The following is an 18,302-nucleotide window of genomic DNA, read 5'->3' on the forward strand; positions in this document are numbered from 1 at the left end:
CGCTTTTGCACGCGCCCGCACCCGCACCCGCATCTGGCAGGCTCACGGCGCGAGGCGGTCTCTCACACCCTCCAGGCCGGAGGCGACGGTCGAGGGGTCGTCGGTCTCCAGGCCGTGGAGGACCTCGTGCCACGGCCCCAGCCGATGCCACAGCAGGGCGCGCCCGCGCTCCTCGACCGTGACGGCGTAGGCCTCGGCCAGCGCCTCGGCGAACGGCGGCGGCGTGCCGTACAACAGCCAGGACAGATCGATCGCCCGGTCACCGACATGGGCGTCGGAGAAGTCGATCACCCCGGTGAGCTCGCCGTCCACGGCCAGCAGATGCTCGGGCCCGAGATCGGCATGGACCACGGTGTCGGCGGGCAGCGCCTCGATCGCGTCGAGCAACGCCTGCGCCTCCGCGCGCTCGGGGACCATGGGCACGACCGCCTCCCTGAACCGCCCGAGAAAGGCCCGCCGCTCCTGGAGGGTGACCTCGGCGCCCTGCAGGCCGTGCTCGACCGCTCCGGCGACGTCCGCCCCGTGGAGCGCCTTGAGAAAGGCGCCCATCTGCCTGCCGTGGACGGCCGTCAACTCCGTGACAGGCGAACCGGGAACGGCCTCATGCCTGACGACCAGCGGCTCGCTCTCCACCACGCGCGGGACGGGGACCTTGAGAGGAAGCTGGACAGCCAGCCAGGGCATCACCCTGCTCTCCATGATCAGCAGATCGGCCACCTCCGGGCGGCGCGGGCGCCTGTCGATCCATCGCCCGTCCACCAGCGTCGCCACGCTGTCCCACCCCTGCATCACATCCACGGCCCTCAGTAGATCACGCTTCCCTGCGGAGGAAGCGGCACGGTGCGCCGGGAGGCCGGCCCGAACGCGCCACGCGCGAAGCGCGCCGAGCGAGGGCCCATGCCGTCAGAGGGTGGCCTCGATGAGGCCCTTGGGCGCCGACAGGGACCACGCCTCGGTGACCATCTCGGCGAGCTCGTCGGCCTCGATGCCCGCCAGCCTCACCACCACCCACCCGAACCTGCCGGCCGTGAACTGGACCTCGAAGACCTCGGGCCGCTCGGCCACCAGCGCGAGCTGCTCCTCGACCGTGGCCTTCAGGCCGACGGTTTCGGTCTCCTCCCAGAGGTAGCCGAAGCCCTTGCCACGCACCTTGAACCCGACATAGCCGGCGCTCTCGTGCTGCGACACCTCAGGCAACCGCAGGACGATCGCCATGAACTCCTCGACGCTCACACCCATGCCGCACATGTAACCAGACGGCGCCGACAGTCCTAGGCGACGGCCCTGGCGATCACCTCGTCCAGGTCGAAGGCCGCCCCCTTGTCCGCGATCTCCTGGAAGGCGCCTTCGCCCAGCACCGCGACCGCTCGCCTGACCGCCTCCTCGCTCTGGTCCATGAACGGCGGGGACCCGAACAGCCGCTCCAGCCCGAAGCGCCGCCATCCCGCCTCGGCGGCGCCGAGCAGGAGCGCGGCCTGCTCGGCGGAGGCGGCGTCGGGCGAGCCGTCCGTGAGCAGCCATGCCAGGGTCTCCATGACCAGGAGCGAGCCGATGACGTCGTGGAACTCCCGCTTGCTGCGCAGCGCCCGCTGCGCGGAGGTGATCGCCCTGGAGGTACGGCCGAGCGCCCTGTGGACGTCGGCGAGCGCCCAGTACGCATAGGAGCGCACCCACCGCTCGCCGTTCGCCTCGCACAGGTCGAGGCACTCGCTGAGCAGTTGCTCGGCGTTCTCCGGCTGGCCCTGCGCGCCCAGGCACTGCGCCAGCTCGACGATCGCGGGCAGCAGCCCCGGGTTGAGCCCGCTCTCCGCCCTGAACGACTTGACCGCCAGTTCGAGGTAGGCGGTCGCCCTGGGGAAGTCGCCGCGCAGGTAGGCGCACAGGCCGGTCATCTTGGAGGCGTAGGTCATGGCCTCGGAGTCGCCCAGGAGCGCGGCCTCCTCGGCGCAGCGCCGCGCGAGCCGTTCGGCCCCTTCGATGTCGCCCTGGCCGGAGGCGACGAAGGCCCGCACCCACAGCGCCTTGCACCGTTCCCTGCTGGGTCGCCTGCTGGCCTTCAGCGCCCGGTCGAGGTAGTGGGCGCCCTCGCCGGTGAAGCCGCAGGCGTGCCAGAGGAACCACAGCGAGGCGGCCAGGTCGAGTCCGCGCTCGATCTCGTGCGGCGTGGCGAGGCAGCGCTCCATGCTGGCCATGACGTTGGGGTGCTCGACCACCATCCGCAGGTACCAGTAGACCTGCCTCGACCCCTTCGACCAGCTGCGCTCTGCCTGCCTGGCCAGGTCGAGGTAGTAGTCGCGGTGCCTGCTGCACAGCCACGCCGTCTCGTCGAGCTCCTCCAGGCGCTCGGCCCCGTAGGCGCGGATGGTGTCGAGCAGGCGGTAGCGCCCCGAGGAGGGCGTCCTGGTCACGATCGACTTGTCCACCAGCCCGGTCAGCGCGCTCGCCACCTCGGCCTCGGGCAGCTCGTCGCTGGCGCAGACGTACTTGGCGGCGGCCAGGTCGAAGGAGCCCGCGAAGACCGCGAGCCTGGCCCAGAGCAGCCGCTCGTTCGCCTCGCACAGCTCGTGGCTCCAGCCCATCGTGGCGCGCAGCGCGTGGTGGCGCGTGGGGCCGACGCCGTGCGCCTCCCTGCGCAGGAGCCTGAACCTGTCGTTCAGCAGGGAGAGGAGCTGTTCGGCCGAGAGCGCCGACAGCCGTCCGGCGGCCAGCTCGATGGCCAGCGGCATACGGTCGAGGTGCCGGCAGATCTGCGCGACGGTCTGCCTGTCGGGCGCCAGGTCGGGCTGGACGAGCGAGGCCCTCTCCAGGAACAGCTCGACGGCGTCGGCCTCGTCGAGCGGCGGGAGCGGGAGGCGCTTTTCGATGTCGAGGCCGAGTGGCTGCCTGCTGGTGACGAGCACGCGCACGCCGTAGCCGCTCAGCAGCCGTTCCACCAGCTCGGAGCATTCGGCCACGAGGTGCTCGCAGGTGTCGAGCACGAGCAGCAGCTCCTTGTCGTGCAGGAAGTCGACGAGGAAGTCGACCCTGTCGCGTGTGGAGCGGTCCTGTAACTCGAGCGCGGCGATCAGCGCGTGGGGCACCATCTCGGGGTCGCGGACCTGCGAGAGGTCGGCCATCCACACACCGTCGGGGAAGCGGCCGTGCTGGGAGCCGGCCGCCCGTACGGCGAGCCTGGTCTTGCCCACCCCTCCGGGGCCTGTCACCGTGACCAGGCGCGAGGCAGCCAGCATCTCGGTGAGCCTCCGCAGATGCTCACCGCGGCCGATGAAGGAGGCGAGCTCGGCGGGGAGATTCCCACCGCGGCGCCAGCCAGGTGGTGCGTCCATGCGACCCTCCTCTGGACGAGGATAGACCGCCGGGACGGGAGCGCCGCAAGAAGCAACCAGCTCCACGAGCCACCGGACGAGGATAGACCGCCGGGACGGGAGCGCCGCAAGAAGCAACCAGCTCCTCGGGCCACTGAGGGCCCGAGGACGCCTGCGTGCGGACGTCACATGTTGATCATGTGGCCCGCGAGGCCGTGGATCGCCTCCTTGACCGCCTCACCGAGCGTCGGGTGGGCGTGCACGTTGCGCGCCACCTCGTGGACGGTGAGGTCCCACTGCTGGGCCAGGGTCAGCTCGGGCAGCAGCTCGGTGACCTCGGGGCCGATCAGGTGGGCGCCGAGCAGCTCGCCGTGCGTGTCGTCAGCGATGATCTTCACGAAACCCTGGGCGTCGCCGAGCCCGTGGGCCTTGCCGTTCGCGGTGAAGGGGAACTTGACCACCTTCACGTCGTAGCCCAGGTCGCGGGCCTGCGCCTCGGTGAAGCCGAAGCTGGCGATCTGCGGCTGGCAGTACGTGGCGCGCGGGATCATCGGGAAGTCGAGCTCCATGGTCTCCGCGCCGCCGATCGTCTCGGCCGCGATGATGCCCATGGACTCAGCGGCGTGGGCCAGCATCAGCTTGGCGGTGACGTCGCCGATGGCGTAGATGTGCGGCACGTTGGTGCGCCCGCGCCCGTCCACCGCGATCGCGCCCCTGTCGGTCAGCTTGACGCCGGTGTTCTCCAGGCCGTAGCCCTCCACCCGCGGCTGGAAGCCGATGGCCTGCAGCACCTTGTCGGCCTCGAGCACCTGCTGCTGGCCGTCCTTGGAGACCGTGACCTTCACCGAGGCGCCGGTGTCCTCGATGTTGTCGACCTTGGTCGAGGTGAGCACGTCGATGCCGAGCTTGCGGTAGCGCTTGGCCAGCTCCGCCGACACCTCCTCGTCCTCGAGGGGCACCACGCGGTCGAGGAACTCCACGATCGTCACCTTGACGCCGTAGTTGTGCAGGACGTAGGCGAACTCCACGCCGATGGCGCCCGCGCCCGCGATGATGATGCTGCCGGGCAGGTCCTCCGTGAGGATCTGCTCCTCGTAGGTCACCACGCGCTCCGACAGGCTGGTGCCGGGGATGAGGCGGGTGGTGGTGCCCGCCGCGATGATGGCGTTGCCGAAGGTGATGCTCTCGCCGTTCACCTCGATGGTGTTGGCGTCGACGAAGGTGCCGCGACCGTTGTACTCGGTGATCGAGTTCTTCTTCATCAGGTAGTGCACGCCCTTGACGCGCCCGTCGGCCACCTTGCGGCTGCGCTGGAAGGCGGCTCCGTAGTCGAAGCTCACCTCGCCGCTGATGCCGAAGGTCTTGGCCTCCTTGGTGAAGATGTGCGCGAGCTCCGCGTTGCGCAGCAGCGCCTTGGAGGGGATGCAGCCCACGTTCAGGCAGACGCCGCCCCAGTACTTCTCCTCGATGACGGCCGTACGAAGGCCGAGCTGGGCGGCGCGGACCGCCGCCGTGTATCCCCCGGGCCCCGCGCCGAGGACGACAACGTCGAAGTGAGTGCTCATGCTCCGGACACTATTGGACGCGGATTGCTCCGCCGAACTTGACCCCGTTAGTGATTAGCCACTAACTTACTCGCATGGTCAGAATGAGCGCCGAGGAACGGCGCGAGAGCGTCATCCGCGCCGCGATCTCCGAGTTCGCGCGCGGCGGCTACCACGGCACCTCGACCGAGACGATCGCCCGCCGCGTCGGCGTCAGCCAGCCATACCTCTTCAGGCTCTTCCCCGGCAAGCAGGCCATCTTCCTGGCGGCGGCCACCCGCTGCCTGTCGGAGACCCGCCGCGTGCTGGAGGAGGCCTGCACCGACGCCGACCCGCACATGTCGATGGCCGCGGCCTACAAGACCTTCATCGAGGACCGCGACATGCTGCTCATGCAGATGCAGGTCTACGTCGCGGTCGCCGCCATGGAGGACGAGTTCGGCGCGGAGATCCGCAAGGTGTGGGAGGACTGGTGGGACTCCATGCACCTGCTCCTCGGCGCCGACACGCACGAGACGACCTTCTTCATGTCGTACGGCATGCTCATCAACACTCTCGTCTCCCTCGGCTTCCCCTCCAGCCATCGCGTCTGGGCCGACTTCGCCCCCTGATCCCTCATCGGGGCGCGTCGGCGTCGCCTCACGCCCATGAAACTTAGTGACTAATAACTAATCAAGGAGTCTGTCATGAACCGCGTCGCCACCGTCCTCGCCGTCCTCGGCGCTCTGTTCATCCTCTACATCGGCGTCAGCTACCTCTTCGCGCCGCAGGCCACCGCCGCCGGGTTCGGCCTGCCCGCCATCCCGTCCGACAACGGGTTCCTCCAGGTCAAGGGCGTCCGGGATCTGGCATCCGGGCTCATCGTCGTCGCCCTCCTCGTCACCGGTCAGCGCCGCGCCCTCGGCTGGACGATGCTCGCCATGGCCCTCGTCCCGTTCGGCGACGCCGCCCTCGTCCTCGGCCACAACGGGTCGGCCGTAATGGCGTACTTCGTCCACGGCCTCACCGCCGTCCTGGTCGCACTGACCGGCGCGCTGCTCCTGCGGACCGCTCACGACCGCCCTGCGAACACCTCCGGCGCCCTGCCCCGCCACGACACGGCCTCCACCAGCTGAGCCGCACCCCCTGAACGGCAGCACCTCCCTGCCGCACCCGGCCCCCGGCGGGCAGCCCGCCCGGCGGCAGCCGCGGCCTGGTCCCACCCGTTCTCGGTGTGCCATGGTGGGCCGGTGACTGATCAACTCGCCTCGCGGATGCCCGTGGTCGCCCACGCGTCCAGGATCGTGATGGCGATCCAGGCCGTCGTCGGGCTCCTCGGTCTGCTCTTCATGCTGGGCGTGCCGTCCGGACTGACGATCGTCGGGATCGTCTTCGCCGTGACGCTGCTGCTGACGGCGGTGCTGCTGTTCGTGGTGGTGAGATGGCACTCGAGAAGAAGAGCCGTCCTGATCCTGGCGATCATCGTGGAGACGGTGGCTCTGGGACTACAGGTCCTGCCGCCTGTCCTTCTCGGCTACTTCATCCTCGGCGATCTGCTCAACCCCCACGTGATCCTGCCCGCGACGGCGTTGGCCCTGCTGTGCACGCCGGGGGCCAGGTCCTGGTTCGACCGCTGACCGTCGTCCTCCTACGGATGCCGGTCGCCCTGCAGGTCCCATCTCCTGCGGATCTCTGGCATGAAGTACTCCGCGTCGTCACGAGCGGATGGTCTGGCAGGAGGGAGCCGTGGGCGCGCGTCCTGGAGCGCCCACGGCGGTACCGGCCTAGAAGCCGTCCCTCCTGACGTTCTGGGCCTGCTCGCGCGCCTCCTGTCCCGTCGAGCGGGCGGCCTCGGCGGCGGTCTGCCTGACCTGCTCGCCGGCCTGACGGGCGGCCTCCTTCGCCTCCTGTCCCAGGTGCTGGGCCGATTCCTTCAGCGACTCGGCCATGGGCTCCACGTACTCCCTCGCCTGTCGCGCGGCCTCGCGCTCGGCGCGGGTCTCGGGGATGACGCTGGCCGCGAGCAGCCCCGCGCCGAAGGCGATGAGGCCCGCCGCCATCGGGTTGCCCCGAGCCGTACGGGCCGCCTGCGCGGGAACCGAGGCGACGGCGTCGACCGCCTGGCGTCCGGTCTCCGCCACCTGGAGGGCGGCCTGCCGTCCGGTCTCTGCTGTCTGGTGGGCGGCCTGCCTGCCGGTCTGCGCCGCCTGGGTGGGGACGCCCATGACCCGCTCGCGCCACGTGCGGGCGGCCGCGCGGACGCGGGCGGCTCGGCGCCTGGCGATCCGCGAGGGGCTGGTGCGCTCGGCGAGCCTGTCGACGTCGCCGGTCAGCTCCGCCCGGGTCTGGCTGATCTCTTGCCTTATCTCGTCAGGTCTCGTGCCCATCGAGCATCCTCCTTGAGCGTTTCGACGGTCTGCTCCGGCTTGACGGACACCTCGCGCGCGAGAGCGCGGCCCTTGCCGTACAGCACCGCGCCGGCGACGGCCCAGAGGGCCGCGACGATCAGCGAGGCCCAGCCCGCGTCCATGACGTTGGCCAGTCCCAACACCAGAGCCAGGCTGAGCAGGACGGCGGTCATGACGCCGGCGAAGCCGGCGCCGCCGAACATGCCTCCCGCCTTGGCGGCCTTGCGCGCCTCTTCCTTGATCTCCGCCCTGGCCAGGGCGACTTCCTGCCTGAACAGCTTCGACAGGTCCTCGCCTATCTCACCGACCAGCTCGCCGATCGAGCGGTCAGGCCGACCGATCGGCTCGCTCATCACGGGCCTCCTGCGGCGCCCGGCCCGGTGTACGGATCCCTGACCTGCCGGTGCGTCTCCTCCTGGGCGACGTCGGCCCCTGCCTTGATGATCCGTCCGACGAGGAATCCCGCGGCGGCGGCGCCGGCGAGGAAGACTCCTGGACGCGTGCGGGCGAAGTGCTGAACCTCCCGCACGACACCGGACAGGCCCTGCTCCTCCAGGTAGTCGGCGGCCCGCTGGCCGGTGTTCGCCACCTGGTGAGCCGCCGAGCGCATGGGCGAGTCGGGCTTGCTGCTCTCCGCCATCGAGGCGAGATCGTCGGCCCACTGGCGGATGCTCCGCGCCGCCTTGTGCGTCTGAGAGTCGGCCTCTCTGCCGACTCGGTCCTTGAGGTGCCCCGCGACCCTGCTCGCCTGTGACCTGGCTTCGCCCGTCACCACGGCGGCCTGACGGCGCGCGGTATCTGCCACCTCTGATGCCGGTCTGTCGCCGGTTGACTGATATTCAGTCACCTTGCCTCCAGATGCCTAGCTTTGAACGGCTGCGGCTACCCGGACGCGAGGCAGCGACTCTTTCCGCGAGGACACGGGTCCGTTGCTTGTTCGAGAGCCAGGTACCGTTGTCACGTCCGTGTAGCTCAGACGAACACCGAGAATGTTGTGGGATCTCTCCATGCTTGAACCCAGACGTCCTGGTGTGGGATCAGACGCATGACGAATGAATCCCCCCGCCGCAGGTTCCCGACCGGCGACCTGGCCAGGATCAGCGTGTTCGCGGCCCTGATCGCCGTGCTCGGCCTGCCCGGTGCGCTCAACGTCTTCGGCAACGCCGTCCCCATCACCCTCCAGACGTTCGGCGTGATGCTGGCCGGGGCCATCCTCGGATCGTGGCGCGCCGCCCTGGCGGTCGCCGTGCTGATCCTGCTGGTCGCCGCGGGGCTCCCGCTGCTGGCGGGCGGGCGCGGCGGGCTCGGCGTCTTCACAGGGCCCTCGGTCGGCTTCCTGCTCGGCTGGCTGCCCGGAGCGGCCCTGACCGGCTGGATCGTGGAGCGCGGCGGCAGGACCCCCGGCATCGTACGGCTGGTCGTCGCCTGCCTGGCGGGCGGCGTCGGAGTGATCTACCTGTTCGGCATCCCCGTCCAGGCCGCGGTCACCGGGCTGCCGCTGGCGCAGGCGGCGCTGCTCAGCCTGGCGTTCGTGCCGGGCGACGTGGCCAAGGCGGTGCTGGCCGCGGTCGTGGCCAGAGGCACCCAGCGGGCCTACCCCGACGCGATTCCCGCCGTCCACAGCGAGCGCGTCAAGGCCGGTTGAGCCGAGCATGCCGGTCGCCGCACAGGTCCTGCGTCACGCCACCGAACGTCCACACCAGCTCGCGCTGTGCGGCCCCGGAGGCTCGCTCACCTACGCCCAGCTGTGGGAGCGCGTCAGCACCCGGCGCCTGGGCGACAAGGGACTGGTCGCGATCAGCCTGGCCGACCCCGTGGAGCAGCTGGTGACAGTGCTGGCCGCCGACCTGGCGGGAGCCACTCCGCTGCTGTGCGAGGCTGATCAGTTCGCCAGGGTGACGGCCGCGGTCCCGGTGAGCCTGCACGTCGAAAGCGCTCTGCCCGAGGCTCCCGACCCCGCTCCCTCACCCTGCGAAGGGCCCGACGACCTGGCGTGGGCGTGTCTCACCTCGGGCAGCACCGGCAGACCGCGCGCCGTCGTGCGCACCCGCCACTCGTGGACGGGCTCCTTCCCCTATCTGAGCGAGCTGGCGGGCATCGGCCCCGACGACGTGGTACTCGTGCCGGGCCCGCTGGTCTCCTCCCTGTACGGCTTCGCCGCCGTGCACGCGCTGGCGGCGGGCGCCACGGCCATCGTCCCTGGGCGCTGGTCGCCAGGAACGCTGACCGTCCAGCTCAGGCGGGCGAGCGTGGTCCATCTTGTGCCGCACAGGCTGCCGGCCGTTCTGGCGGTGGTGGAGGAGGTCGGCGGGCCGCTGCGCACGGCGGTGGTCGGCGGCGCGGCGCTGCCCGACCGCTCACGCGCCATGGCGGCGAAGGCGGGGGTGCGCGTCGTGTCGTACTACGGCGCGACGGAGATGTCCTTCGTGGCCGTGGACGCCGACGGGTCGGGGCTGCGGCCCTTCCCCCAGGTGGAGATCGAGGTCAGGCGCGGCGAGGTGTGGGCGCGCTCGCCGTGGATGGCGAAGGGCTACCTGGCGGGGGCGGCGGGCCCGCTCACGACCGACGCCGAGGGCTGGACGAGCGTGGGCGACCTGGCCGAGCCGTACCGCCCAGGCGAGGTGCTCAGGCTGCGCGGCAGAGGCGACGGCGCGATACAGACCGGCGGCGCGACCGTGGTGCCCGAGGACGTGGAGGCGGTGCTGCGCGACGTGCGGGGCGTCACCGACCTGGTCGTCATCGGCTCGCCGCATCCGCAGCTCGGCTCGGTCGTCACGGCGGTCGTGGAGGGCTCGCCCTCGCGGTCGGCGCTCGAGACGGCCGCGCGTGAAGGTCTCGACCCCGCACAGCGCCCTCGCCGCTGGTACGCCATGGGCGCGCTGCCCCGCACGCCCACGGGCAAGCCCGCGCGCGCCCTGGTCGCCGCGCGCCTGGCCGATGACGATCCCGCGATCAGCCGGCTGGTGTGAGATGAGCGAGCAGCCCGTCGTCGTGGCGGCGCGCCGTACCCCCATCGGCACCGCGGGCCACGCCTACAGGTCGATGACGGCCGACCGGCTCGCCGCGCCCGTCATCGCGGCGGTCGCGGCCGAGGTGTCCCACCTCGCCGTCGAGGACGTGGTGCTCGGCAACTGCATGGGGCCGGGCGGCAACCTGGCCCGCGTGTCGGCGCTGGCGGCGGGGCTCGGGCACGAGGTCCCCGGTGTCACCGTGGACCGCCAGTGCGGCAGCGGGCTGGCGGCGATCCTGCTGGCGGGCCAGGCGATCCGCGCGGGAGACCTGGGCCTCGTCGTGGCGGGCGGAGTGGAGAGCGCCTCCACCGCGCCGCTGCGGACGATGCGCGGCGCGGCCGGGCCGTACCCGCGGGCGCCCTTCGCACCCGAGGGGCATCCCGACCCCGACATGGGGCCCGCGGCGGAGGCGCTGGCGGCGGCGCGCGGCGTGAGCAGGGAGCGGCAGGACGCCTACGCCCACCGCAGCCACGCCCTGGCGCTGGCAGCCGACTTCGGCGAGGAGATCGTGCCCGTCGACGGCAGGTCCGCCGACGAGCGGCCGCGTGCGCTGCGCATGGCCATGCTTGCCAGGCTTCCCTCGGCCTTCGTGCCCGGCGGCACGGTCACGGCGGGCAACTCCTCACCCATCAGCGACGGCGCCGCCGCCGTGGCCCTGGTCCCCGACCGGCTGCGCGAGGGGCTGCCGGGGCTGCGGCTGGTGGCGGGCGCGGTCGTCGGCTGCGACCCCTCTCTGCCCGGCTGGGGCCCGGTGCCCGCCGTACGGCGGGTGCTGGGCCGTACAGGGGTGGCGATGGAGCAGGTCGCCGCCGTGGAGATCGTGGAGGCGTTCGCCGCGCAGGTGCTCGCGGTGACCGACGCGCTCGAGGCCGACCTCGACAGGGTCTGCGCCCAGGGCGGCGCGCTCGCCCTCGGACACCCGTGGGGCGCGACCGGCGCGGTGGTCGTGACCAGGCTGTTCAGCAGGCTCGTGCGGGCGGGCGCGCCCCAGGGCACGCTCGGACTCGCGGCGGCCGCGGTAGGCGGCGGCCTGGGCGTCGCGGCCCTGTTCGAGGTGGTGTGAGTGATCGAGTTCACCGACGTCCACGTACGGCTCGGCCGGCGCGACGTGCTGTCCGGCATCACGCTCTCGCTGACCGAGCGCCGCGTCGGCGTGGTCGGCGCGAACGGTTCAGGCAAGAGCACGCTCGCCCGCCTGATCAACGGCCTGGCCATGCCCACCTCGGGCACGGTCACCGTCCTCGGCCACGACACCCGCCGCCACGCCGCCCGCATCAGGCGCGAGGTCGGCTTCCTGTTCACCGATCCCGACGCGCAGATCGTGATGCCCACGGTCGCCGAGGACGTCGCCTTCTCCCTGCGCCGCAAGGGCCTGTCCGCCGCCGAGGTGGCGGACAGGGTGGAGCGGGTGCTGTCGAGGCACGGCCTGTCCGACCACGCCGACCACCCCGCCCACCAGCTGTCCGGCGGGCAGAAGCAGCTCCTCGCGCTCTGCTCCGTCCTGGTGCTCGAACCGCGGATCCTGATCATGGATGAGCCCACCACGCTGCTCGACCTGCGGCACTCCCGCGTGGTGGCCGAGCTCCTGGGCGAGCTCCCCCAGCAGGTCGTCGTGGTCACCCACGATCTCGGGCTGCTCGACTCCTTCGACCGGGTGCTGGTCCTCGACGAGGGCAGGATCGTCGCCGACGGGCTGCCCTCCTCGGCGATCGACCACTATCGCAAGCTCATGTCGTGATCGGGATCTACGTTCCTGGCGACTCGCTCCTTCACCGCCTGCCCGCGTGGGCCAAGGTGCTGGGCCTGGTCGTGTCGTGCACGGTGCTCGTGCTGCTCGGCTCCCTCGCCGCGCTCGCCGGGTTCAGCGCCTTCGTCGCGATCCTGTACGTCGTCTCCGGCGTCGGGTTCACCGCCGCGTGGGCACAGATCCGGCCGCTGCGCTGGTTCGCGCTCGTGCTCTTCGTGATGCAGTTCGTGCTGATGGGCCTCGACACGGCTCTCGTCTCCACGCTGCGCATCGTCCTCGCGGTCGCCCTGGCCGGGCTGGTCACCCTCACCACCCGCTTCGCGGACATGATGACCTTCTTCGAGCGCTGCTTCGGGCCGCTGCGCAGGGTGGGCGTCGATCCCTTCCGCGTGTCGCTGCTCCTGTCTCTCACCGTGCGCAGCGTGCCGGTCATCTCGGCGCTCGCCACCCGGGTACGCGAGGCGCAGCGGGCCCGCGGGGTCTCGTGGAGCATGCGCGCCTTCGCCATCCCACTGGTGGTCAGCGCGCTCCGGCACGCGGACGCCCTCGGCGAGGCCCTGAGCGCCCGCGGCCTGGACGACTAGCCCCGCTGGAAGCGTTCCGCGTGCTCGGCCGCCCACTGGGTGAACGTGCGGGGCGGGCGCCCGATGATCCGCTCGACCGTCGGCACCACCGTGTACGCCTCGCGCGGCGGGTTGCCCTGCCAGTCGGCCAGCAGGTCGATGAGCTCCTCGTCGTAGCCCGCCTTCCTCCAGCGCTCCCTCGCCTGATCCTCGGTCAGCTCGACGAACTCCAGCTTCCTGCCGAGCACCTCGGCGAGCGCGCTCAGCCGCTGGCGCGCGGTGAGCGTCTCGGGGCCGGTCAGCGTGTATGACCTGCCGCCGTGCCCGCCGTCGACCAGCACTCTCGCGGAGACCTCGCCGACGTCCGCCTCATGCACGACCGCGCTGGGCACATCGGCGAACGGCTCCTCCACCCTGCCCTCGGCCTTGATGGCCTGCGCCCAGTGGAGCGTGTTGCTCATGAAGTCGACGGCCTCCAGCCTGGTCCACTCCAGGTCGCTCGCCGCGAAGGCCTCCTCGACCGGGCCGGCCTTGCCGTTCCACAGCAGGGTGACCCGCCGTACGCCGGCCTTCTCCATCAGCTCGGCGAGCTCCGGTCCTGTGCGCAGCGTGGCGTAGTCGTCCCCGCCCATGGTCAGCAGATGCGCCCCTGTCACGCCGTCGAGCGCGGGCCCGAGGGTGGCGGGGTCGGTGAGATCTCCTCGCACCACCTCCACCCCCTCGGGCAGGTTCGCCTTGGCGGGGTCGCGGCTCAGCGCCCTGACGCGCTGCCCCTCCTTCAGCAACTGGCCGACCACGTGCCTGCCGGCTTTCCCTGTCGCGCCTGTCACGAGAAACGTCATAGCCGCGGACGCTACGCGCTCGTACCCGTGCCCCACATCGGCCGCGGGGACCGGTCTGCCGTGCGGCTTTGGGCCTAGGACTCATCGGCGCCTGAGGCCGAAGGCGCTGACCACGGCGGCCAGGGCGACCGCGACGAGCGGGACGGCGAAGGCGGAGCGGTAGCTGTCGGCGAGGTCCTGCGAGGTGACGATGACGGCGGTGGTGGCGGCGAGGCCGAGCGCGGCGCCGAACTGGAAGGAGGTGTAGAGCAGCCCTCCCGCCAGCCCCTGCTCGCTCTCGTCGATGCCGTCCGTGGCGACGATCGTCAGCGGGCCGTAGGCGAGCGCGAACGCCACGCCGAGGCCGATCATCGTGGGGAACATGGCCGCGTAGGCCCAGTCCATGCCGACGGGCAGGAACAGCGCGTACGACAGCGCGGCCACCAGCAGGCCGTACAGGATGACCTTGGCGTTGCCGAAGCGGTTGACCAGCCTGGGCGTCAGCGTCGGCGCGAGGACGGCGTCCGCGCCGATCGCCAGCATGGCCAGGCTCGTCTCGAGCGAGGTCCAGCCGCGCAGTTCCTGCAGGTAGAGCACGGCGACGAACTGGAAGCCGAAGAAGCTGGCCGCGAACAGCAGCCCCGCGAGGTTGGCGCGCAGCAGCGGTCCCGAGCGGAGGATGCCGAGGCGCACGAGAGGGTCGGGTGACCTGCGCTCGATCACGACGAAGAGGCCGAACAGCGCGAGGCCCACCGCGAGGGTCGCCACGGTCTGCCCCAGGCTCACGTGCGAGGCCCGCTCGACGCCGACGACCATGAGCAGGATCGCGGCGGTGACCGTGACCGCGCCCGCCAGGTCGATCCGCTGCCCCTTCGGCCTGCGCTGGTCGGTCCTGGGAATCATGGGGACCGCGGCCACCAGGATGAGCAGCGAGAGGATGGCGGGCACGAAGAGCACCCATCGCCAGTCGATCTCGGCGAGCAGCCCGCCCAGCACGAGGCCGAGGGAGAAGCCGCCCGCCGCCGTGCCGGAGTAGACCAGGAGCGCCTGGTTGCGCTGCCTGCCCTCCTCGAAGGAGGTCGTGATGATCGACAGCCCCGCCGGAGTCATGACCGCCGCCGCCACGCCTGCCACGAACCTCGCCGCGATGAGCATCCACCCTTCGCTGGCCAGGCCACCCACGGCGGAGACCACGAGGAAGATGGCGAGCCACAGAAGGAACATCCTGCGGCGCCCGAACAGGTCGGCGGCGCGTCCGCCCAGGAGCATGAAGCCTCCGTAGCCGAGCACGTAGGCGGTCATCACCCACTGCAGCTCCCCCGTGGACAGGCCGAGATCGGACCTGATCGCCGGGAGGGCGACGTTGAGCATGGCGACGTTGATGCCTTCAAGGAAGATCGCGCCGCACAGCACGAACAGCATTCCCCACGCGCGCGGTGTCATCTTCAGCGTGGGCGGTTGAGGCGTGGGCGGTCGAACGGTGGCGGTCACGGGCACTCCCTGGTTCCTGCTGGTGCGTCAGTTCTTTCTTGTAACAGGGAGCATCTTGCGTCACCATGAGGAAGCATGGAAGACGGCACTTCAAAGGCACCGGGTTACTTCTGCAGAACCATGGATGACGAGATCCTCCAGTGGGACACGCGGGCCGACTGCGAGGTGCGTCAGATCCTCGACAGGATCGCCGACAAGTGGTCGCTGCTCGTGATCGCTCTGCTGGAGCGGCGCACCATGCGCTTCACCGAACTCCGCCGCGAGATCGACGGCGTCAGCCAGCGCATGCTGACGGTCACCCTGCGGCAGCTCGAACGCGACGGCCTCGTCGACAGGACCGTGCATCCCGTGGTGCCGCCGCGCGTCGAATACACGCTCACCCCGCTCGGCGCGACCCTCCACGAGGCGATCAAGTCCCTGGTCGTCTGGACGGAGACGCACCAGAACGACATCGCCGCCGCCCGGTACGCCTACGACGACAAGGTGGAGGCCGAGCGTGAGGCGGCTCGCGGCCAAGGATGATCTAGATCTGTCGTAGCCGATCGCTACCGTCTCGCACATGACCCACGAGAGCGTGATAGCGACCTGGCGGCAGCTGCTGCATCCCGCCAGGTCGTGGGTGCTGTTCGCCAACGGCACCTGCGTGATCCTGATGGAACCCGACGGCGATCTGGCCGGGCAGGCCAGAGACCTGCTCCGCGAGTTCGGCCCTGTCCAGGCGGGCACGCCCGCGGGCGACTTCACCACCATCGACCTCGACGACGCGCCCGGCTGGGCAGTGACCTGCCACCACCCCGACATCCTGACCTACGTCGCCGACGACGAGCTCGAGGCCGACGACGATCTGACCGTCGGCCTCTTCGGGCGGGGCAAGCGCGACCAGGACGGGAATGAGCTGGTCGTCGTCCATGTCGAGGACAAGCGCTCCTAGCCCGATCGGGGGGCACGGCGGCCGTCATGGTCTCCAGGCGGCCGCCTGGGCGGCGACGAGCGCGGCCACGTCGCCGAGGACGACGCTGTGGTCGGCCACGTGCAGGCCCAGCACGTGGTCGGGCGCGGTCGAGGGGAACAGGTGGTCCCCGCCGCTGACCTGCAACCAGTTGACGGGCCCCTTCTCGTCCACCGCTCTGGCGCAGCGTCCGCGCAGGGTGTCGGTGTAGCGGTCGTAGCCGGTGGGGTGCTGGCTGAAGCGGTAGCTGCCGAGCAGCAGGGTGAGCGAGCCGTTCGGGGTGAGCGCGTTGCCGTTGAGCAGCTTCCTGGTGGGCAGGTAGGCGTCGAGGTAGGGCTCCTCGCCTCCGCGCAGGAGCTGGGCGGGGTTGACGCAGACGACCTCGTTGCCCGGCGTGGTGGTACGGCCGAAGGCTCCGTTCGGCGGCGCGCCCTCCGGCCTGTTGTAGGCGGAGAAGGAGACCAGGCAGCCGGTCGGCACCGGGTCGGCGGCCGAGGGTCTGCGGCAGACGGGGACACCGCCGTACGCGTCGGTCGCCACCGGCACGTCGATGTTGCCGCCGAGCAGGATCGCCGACACCAGGTTGCGCTGCGAGGGCGTGCCGTCGATCTTGTCTCTGATCAGCGTGGCGAGCTGCCAGTTGCCCTGCGAGTGGCCCAGCAGGACCACGCCCCTGCGCTTGCCCGTGACGGGGTCGAGGTTGTCGTGCGTCCAGTAGTGCTCCCACGCCTGCTGAACGTCCAGGGTTCCCGGACGCATGTCGGTGGGCAGCCCCGTGATGATGCCGACCGCGAGCGCGCTGAGCGGCACCTGGCGGTAGACCGGCACGAACAGCCTGCACGTGGTGGCGAGCCTGCCGATCTGCACGAGCGTGACGGCCAGTTCCTCGTCACGCGGCAGCGGGGGCAGCGAGCCGATCTGCAGCAGCGGGTTGGAGACCAGGTCGACGGTGGGGTAGGCGTAGAAGCAGTCGACGGGCGGCGGGGCGGCGACCTCGAAGGGCTCGTGGGTGAGCGTGCCGTCCGCGCCGACCCTGGTGGCGTCGAGCGGGGTGGTCGCCCCGCTGGGGTAGCGGGGCAGGGTCTGGGGAAGCCCGGCGGCGTCCTGGCCGCACAGGTTGTTCGGCTTGCCCGGCTTGCACAGCCACACAGGTTCGGCCAGCGGCCCGGTGATGCCGACGGACTCCTCAGGCGCGCCGGCCGCCGCGGGCGGCGCCCCCGCCATGGCGATGACCAGTGCGGAGAGCAGGGCACGTACGGCTCGCGACATCATCGCCTCCAGCGGGGACGGGCTGTCCCCAGATCCTGCTGGAACGATGTTCTGGAGTCACTAGGCCCGCGCCGCCGCTTCCGAGCAGCCTCCTGTGCGGGCGCACAACCCGTGAGGCGCAGCGCGAGCACTCCCGTGTAGAGCGCGGCCACGTCCTCAGGGCGCTCCAGCGACCTGCCGGTGAGCTGCTCGATCCTGTCCAGCCTGTTGCGGACGGTGTTGCGATGGCAGTAGAGCCGCCTGGCCAGGTCGGCGGTGGACTCCCCTGTCTCCAGCCAGATCTCGAGCACCTCCAGCAGGCGGGCGCTCTCCCTGCTGCCGAGCAGCGGGCCCAGCACCGTGCCCGCCAACCGTTCGGCGAGGTCCGGGCTTGCGGCCAGCAGCGCGCCCACGGGCCGCGCGTCGACCGTGGCCACACCCGTGACGCCTTCGGGCAGGCTCGCCCGCGCCAGCGTGGCAAGACGCAGCGCCGCAGCCGTCTCGGTCAGCCGCTCGTACGGCGGGCTGACGCCTGCCCTGCCGTCCATGCCCTCGAAGGCGCGGACGGCCAGCACCCCCACCTGGTCGTCGGCGCGCAGCCGCCACGCGCTCCCCCTCGGCATCGTCACGCCGAGGTCGGCGACCACGCACAGGTAGGGGCCCCTGGCGGGCAGGCCGAGCGCCTGCGCGCTGCCGTCGAGCGCCGTCCAGTCGCTCACCCTGCCCTCGATGAGCAGGTCAAGCAGGACCAGCCGTTTCCGCTCGTCGTGCCTGGTCAGCTCGACCACGGTCTCCCTGTAGCTCTCGGTGACCGCCACCGAGTAGGCGTCGACGAGGGTCCAGACCGTGGTCATGGAGGTGGCCAGCGTGTCGACGGGGTAGCGGGGATCGGCCGTCGCCCGCTCCACCAGGCTCTCCCAGACCACCCTGAACCCGATCCTGTAGGCGTGGAGCAGCGCCCCCAGAGGGAAGCCCTGCGCCGCCCGCAGGCGAGCGGTCTGCCTGGCCGCCTCCGTGGAGGGCGGGCGCTGCTCGGCCAGGTCGGTCAGCTGCGTGACGAGGTTGCGCCTGTTGTGCTCCCTGACCTCGGCCAGCCTTTCGGCGTCGAGCGCGGCGTAGGTCGCGTCCTCGGCCACGATCGCCGTGAAGACCCTGCGGGTCAGCTCGGGAACGTCGCGCAGCAGACCGGCCGCCAACCGGGCCACGGGAGGGTGGTCCACCCTGTGCGGTCGCACA

At 71.3% G+C, this 18,302-nt stretch carries 21 protein-coding genes; 10 read left to right on the plus strand and 11 right to left on the minus strand.

Translation table 11 applies throughout. The annotated features are described in order from the left end of the window. Positions 1-42: 42 nt before the first annotated feature. From ABFX55_RS33925 to lpdA, 4 genes are all read right to left on the minus strand, one after another. A complete protein-coding gene (locus ABFX55_RS33925) occupies positions 43-789 on the minus strand; it encodes a phosphotransferase (RefSeq protein WP_346131345.1) in 747 nt (248 codons plus the stop codon). Between the two features lie 114 nt (positions 790-903). Beyond that, positions 904-1,239: an MmcQ/YjbR family DNA-binding protein gene (locus ABFX55_RS33930; protein ID WP_346126749.1), complete on the minus strand. Its 336-nt coding sequence runs from the start codon at positions 1,237-1,239 to the stop codon at positions 904-906. Positions 1,240-1,271: 32 nt separating this feature from the next. Next, positions 1,272-3,326, minus strand: coding sequence for an ATP-binding protein (locus tag ABFX55_RS33935; protein ID WP_346126750.1), 2,055 nt, complete (start codon positions 3,324-3,326; stop codon positions 1,272-1,274). 164 nt (positions 3,327-3,490) lie between these two features. After that, entirely contained in the window at positions 3,491-4,870 is a 1,380-nt protein-coding gene (lpdA, locus tag ABFX55_RS33940) for a dihydrolipoyl dehydrogenase (RefSeq protein ID WP_183651916.1), read from the minus strand. A 74-nt stretch (positions 4,871-4,944) separates the two neighbouring features. On the opposite strand from lpdA, the gene ABFX55_RS33945 reads away from it, so the two are divergent. The 3 genes from ABFX55_RS33945 to ABFX55_RS33955 all read left to right on the plus strand — a co-directional run bounded on the left by ABFX55_RS33945 (position 4,945) and on the right by ABFX55_RS33955 (position 6,465). Beyond that, positions 4,945-5,460 carry a TetR/AcrR family transcriptional regulator gene (locus ABFX55_RS33945; protein ID WP_346126752.1) on the plus strand — a complete coding sequence of 172 codons (516 nt, stop codon included), beginning with the start codon at positions 4,945-4,947 and terminating at the stop codon, positions 5,458-5,460. A 75-nt stretch (positions 5,461-5,535) separates the two neighbouring features. Beyond that, the gene (locus ABFX55_RS33950; protein ID WP_346126754.1) at positions 5,536-5,964 is read left to right on the plus strand and encodes a DUF4267 domain-containing protein; all 429 of its coding nucleotides are present in this window, start codon (positions 5,536-5,538) and stop codon (positions 5,962-5,964) included. A 114-nt stretch (positions 5,965-6,078) separates the two neighbouring features. Beyond that, the gene (locus tag ABFX55_RS33955; RefSeq protein ID WP_346126756.1) at positions 6,079-6,465 is read left to right on the plus strand and encodes a hypothetical protein; all 387 of its coding nucleotides are present in this window, start codon (positions 6,079-6,081) and stop codon (positions 6,463-6,465) included. Between the two features lie 147 nt (positions 6,466-6,612). On the opposite strand, the gene ABFX55_RS33960 is transcribed toward ABFX55_RS33955, so the two are convergent. From ABFX55_RS33960 to ABFX55_RS33970, 3 genes are read right to left on the minus strand one after another with little or no spacing between them, the layout of a single operon-like run. Then, complete coding sequence (locus ABFX55_RS33960; RefSeq protein WP_346126758.1) at positions 6,613-7,215, minus strand: DUF3618 domain-containing protein; 603 nt, start codon at positions 7,213-7,215, stop codon at positions 6,613-6,615. Next, entirely contained in the window at positions 7,191-7,589 is a 399-nt protein-coding gene (locus tag ABFX55_RS33965; protein ID WP_346126760.1) for a phage holin family protein, read from the minus strand. Before ABFX55_RS33965 ends, ABFX55_RS33960 begins: the two co-directional genes overlap by 25 nt. Next, a complete protein-coding gene (locus ABFX55_RS33970; protein ID WP_346126762.1) occupies positions 7,589-8,041 on the minus strand; it encodes a hypothetical protein in 453 nt (150 codons plus the stop codon). Before ABFX55_RS33970 ends, ABFX55_RS33965 begins: the two co-directional genes overlap by 1 nt. A 240-nt stretch (positions 8,042-8,281) precedes the next feature. On the opposite strand from ABFX55_RS33970, the gene ABFX55_RS33975 reads away from it, so the two are divergent. From ABFX55_RS33975 to ABFX55_RS33995, 5 genes are read left to right on the plus strand one after another with little or no spacing between them, the layout of a single operon-like run. Further along, on the plus strand, positions 8,282-8,881 hold the full coding sequence (locus tag ABFX55_RS33975) for a biotin transporter BioY (RefSeq protein WP_346126763.1): 600 nt from the start codon (positions 8,282-8,284) through the stop codon (positions 8,879-8,881). Positions 8,882-8,888: 7 nt separating this feature from the next. Beyond that, a complete protein-coding gene (locus ABFX55_RS33980; protein WP_346126765.1) occupies positions 8,889-10,205 on the plus strand; it encodes an AMP-binding protein in 1,317 nt (438 codons plus the stop codon). 1 nt (position 10,206) lies between these two features. Further along, the gene (locus ABFX55_RS33985; protein ID WP_346126766.1) at positions 10,207-11,310 is read left to right on the plus strand and encodes a thiolase family protein; all 1,104 of its coding nucleotides are present in this window, start codon (positions 10,207-10,209) and stop codon (positions 11,308-11,310) included. Then, entirely contained in the window at positions 11,311-11,985 is a 675-nt protein-coding gene (locus ABFX55_RS33990) for an energy-coupling factor ABC transporter ATP-binding protein (RefSeq protein WP_346126768.1), read from the plus strand. Next, positions 11,982-12,578, plus strand: a complete 597-nt coding sequence (locus ABFX55_RS33995; protein ID WP_346126769.1) for an energy-coupling factor transporter transmembrane component T family protein — start codon at positions 11,982-11,984, stop codon at positions 12,576-12,578. Before ABFX55_RS33990 ends, ABFX55_RS33995 begins: the two co-directional genes overlap by 4 nt. On the opposite strand, the gene ABFX55_RS34000 is transcribed toward ABFX55_RS33995, so the two are convergent. Both ABFX55_RS34000 and ABFX55_RS34005 read right to left on the minus strand, forming a co-directional pair. Beyond that, positions 12,575-13,399, minus strand: a complete 825-nt coding sequence (locus ABFX55_RS34000) for an NmrA family NAD(P)-binding protein (protein ID WP_346126770.1) — start codon at positions 13,397-13,399, stop codon at positions 12,575-12,577. The two genes, ABFX55_RS33995 and ABFX55_RS34000, sit on opposite strands and share 4 nt — an antisense overlap. An 81-nt stretch (positions 13,400-13,480) precedes the next feature. Further along, positions 13,481-14,869: an MFS transporter gene (locus tag ABFX55_RS34005; RefSeq protein WP_346126771.1), complete on the minus strand. Its 1,389-nt coding sequence runs from the start codon at positions 14,867-14,869 to the stop codon at positions 13,481-13,483. A gap of 120 nt (positions 14,870-14,989) precedes the next feature. On the opposite strand from ABFX55_RS34005, the gene ABFX55_RS34010 reads away from it, so the two are divergent. Beyond that, a complete protein-coding gene (locus ABFX55_RS34010; RefSeq protein ID WP_346126772.1) occupies positions 14,990-15,391 on the plus strand; it encodes a winged helix-turn-helix transcriptional regulator in 402 nt (133 codons plus the stop codon). A gap of 37 nt (positions 15,392-15,428) precedes the next feature. Beyond that, on the plus strand, positions 15,429-15,800 hold the full coding sequence (locus ABFX55_RS34015) for a hypothetical protein (protein ID WP_346126774.1): 372 nt from the start codon (positions 15,429-15,431) through the stop codon (positions 15,798-15,800). Between the two features lie 24 nt (positions 15,801-15,824). On the opposite strand, the gene ABFX55_RS34020 is transcribed toward ABFX55_RS34015, so the two are convergent. Together ABFX55_RS34020 and ABFX55_RS34025 are read right to left on the minus strand one after the other, a co-directional pair. Beyond that, entirely contained in the window at positions 15,825-17,087 is a 1,263-nt protein-coding gene (locus ABFX55_RS34020; RefSeq protein WP_346126775.1) for a DUF3089 domain-containing protein, read from the minus strand. Next, positions 17,087-18,301 carry a PucR family transcriptional regulator gene (locus tag ABFX55_RS34025; protein WP_346126776.1) on the minus strand — a complete coding sequence of 405 codons (1,215 nt, stop codon included), beginning with the start codon at positions 18,299-18,301 and terminating at the stop codon, positions 17,087-17,089. The genes ABFX55_RS34020 and ABFX55_RS34025 overlap by 1 nt, the downstream gene beginning before the upstream one ends. Position 18,302 lies beyond the last annotated feature (1 nt).

It is taken from the genome of Nonomuraea roseola (assembly GCF_039535395.1).
Classification (GTDB): Bacteria; Actinomycetota; Actinomycetes; order Streptosporangiales; family Streptosporangiaceae; genus Nonomuraea; species Nonomuraea roseola.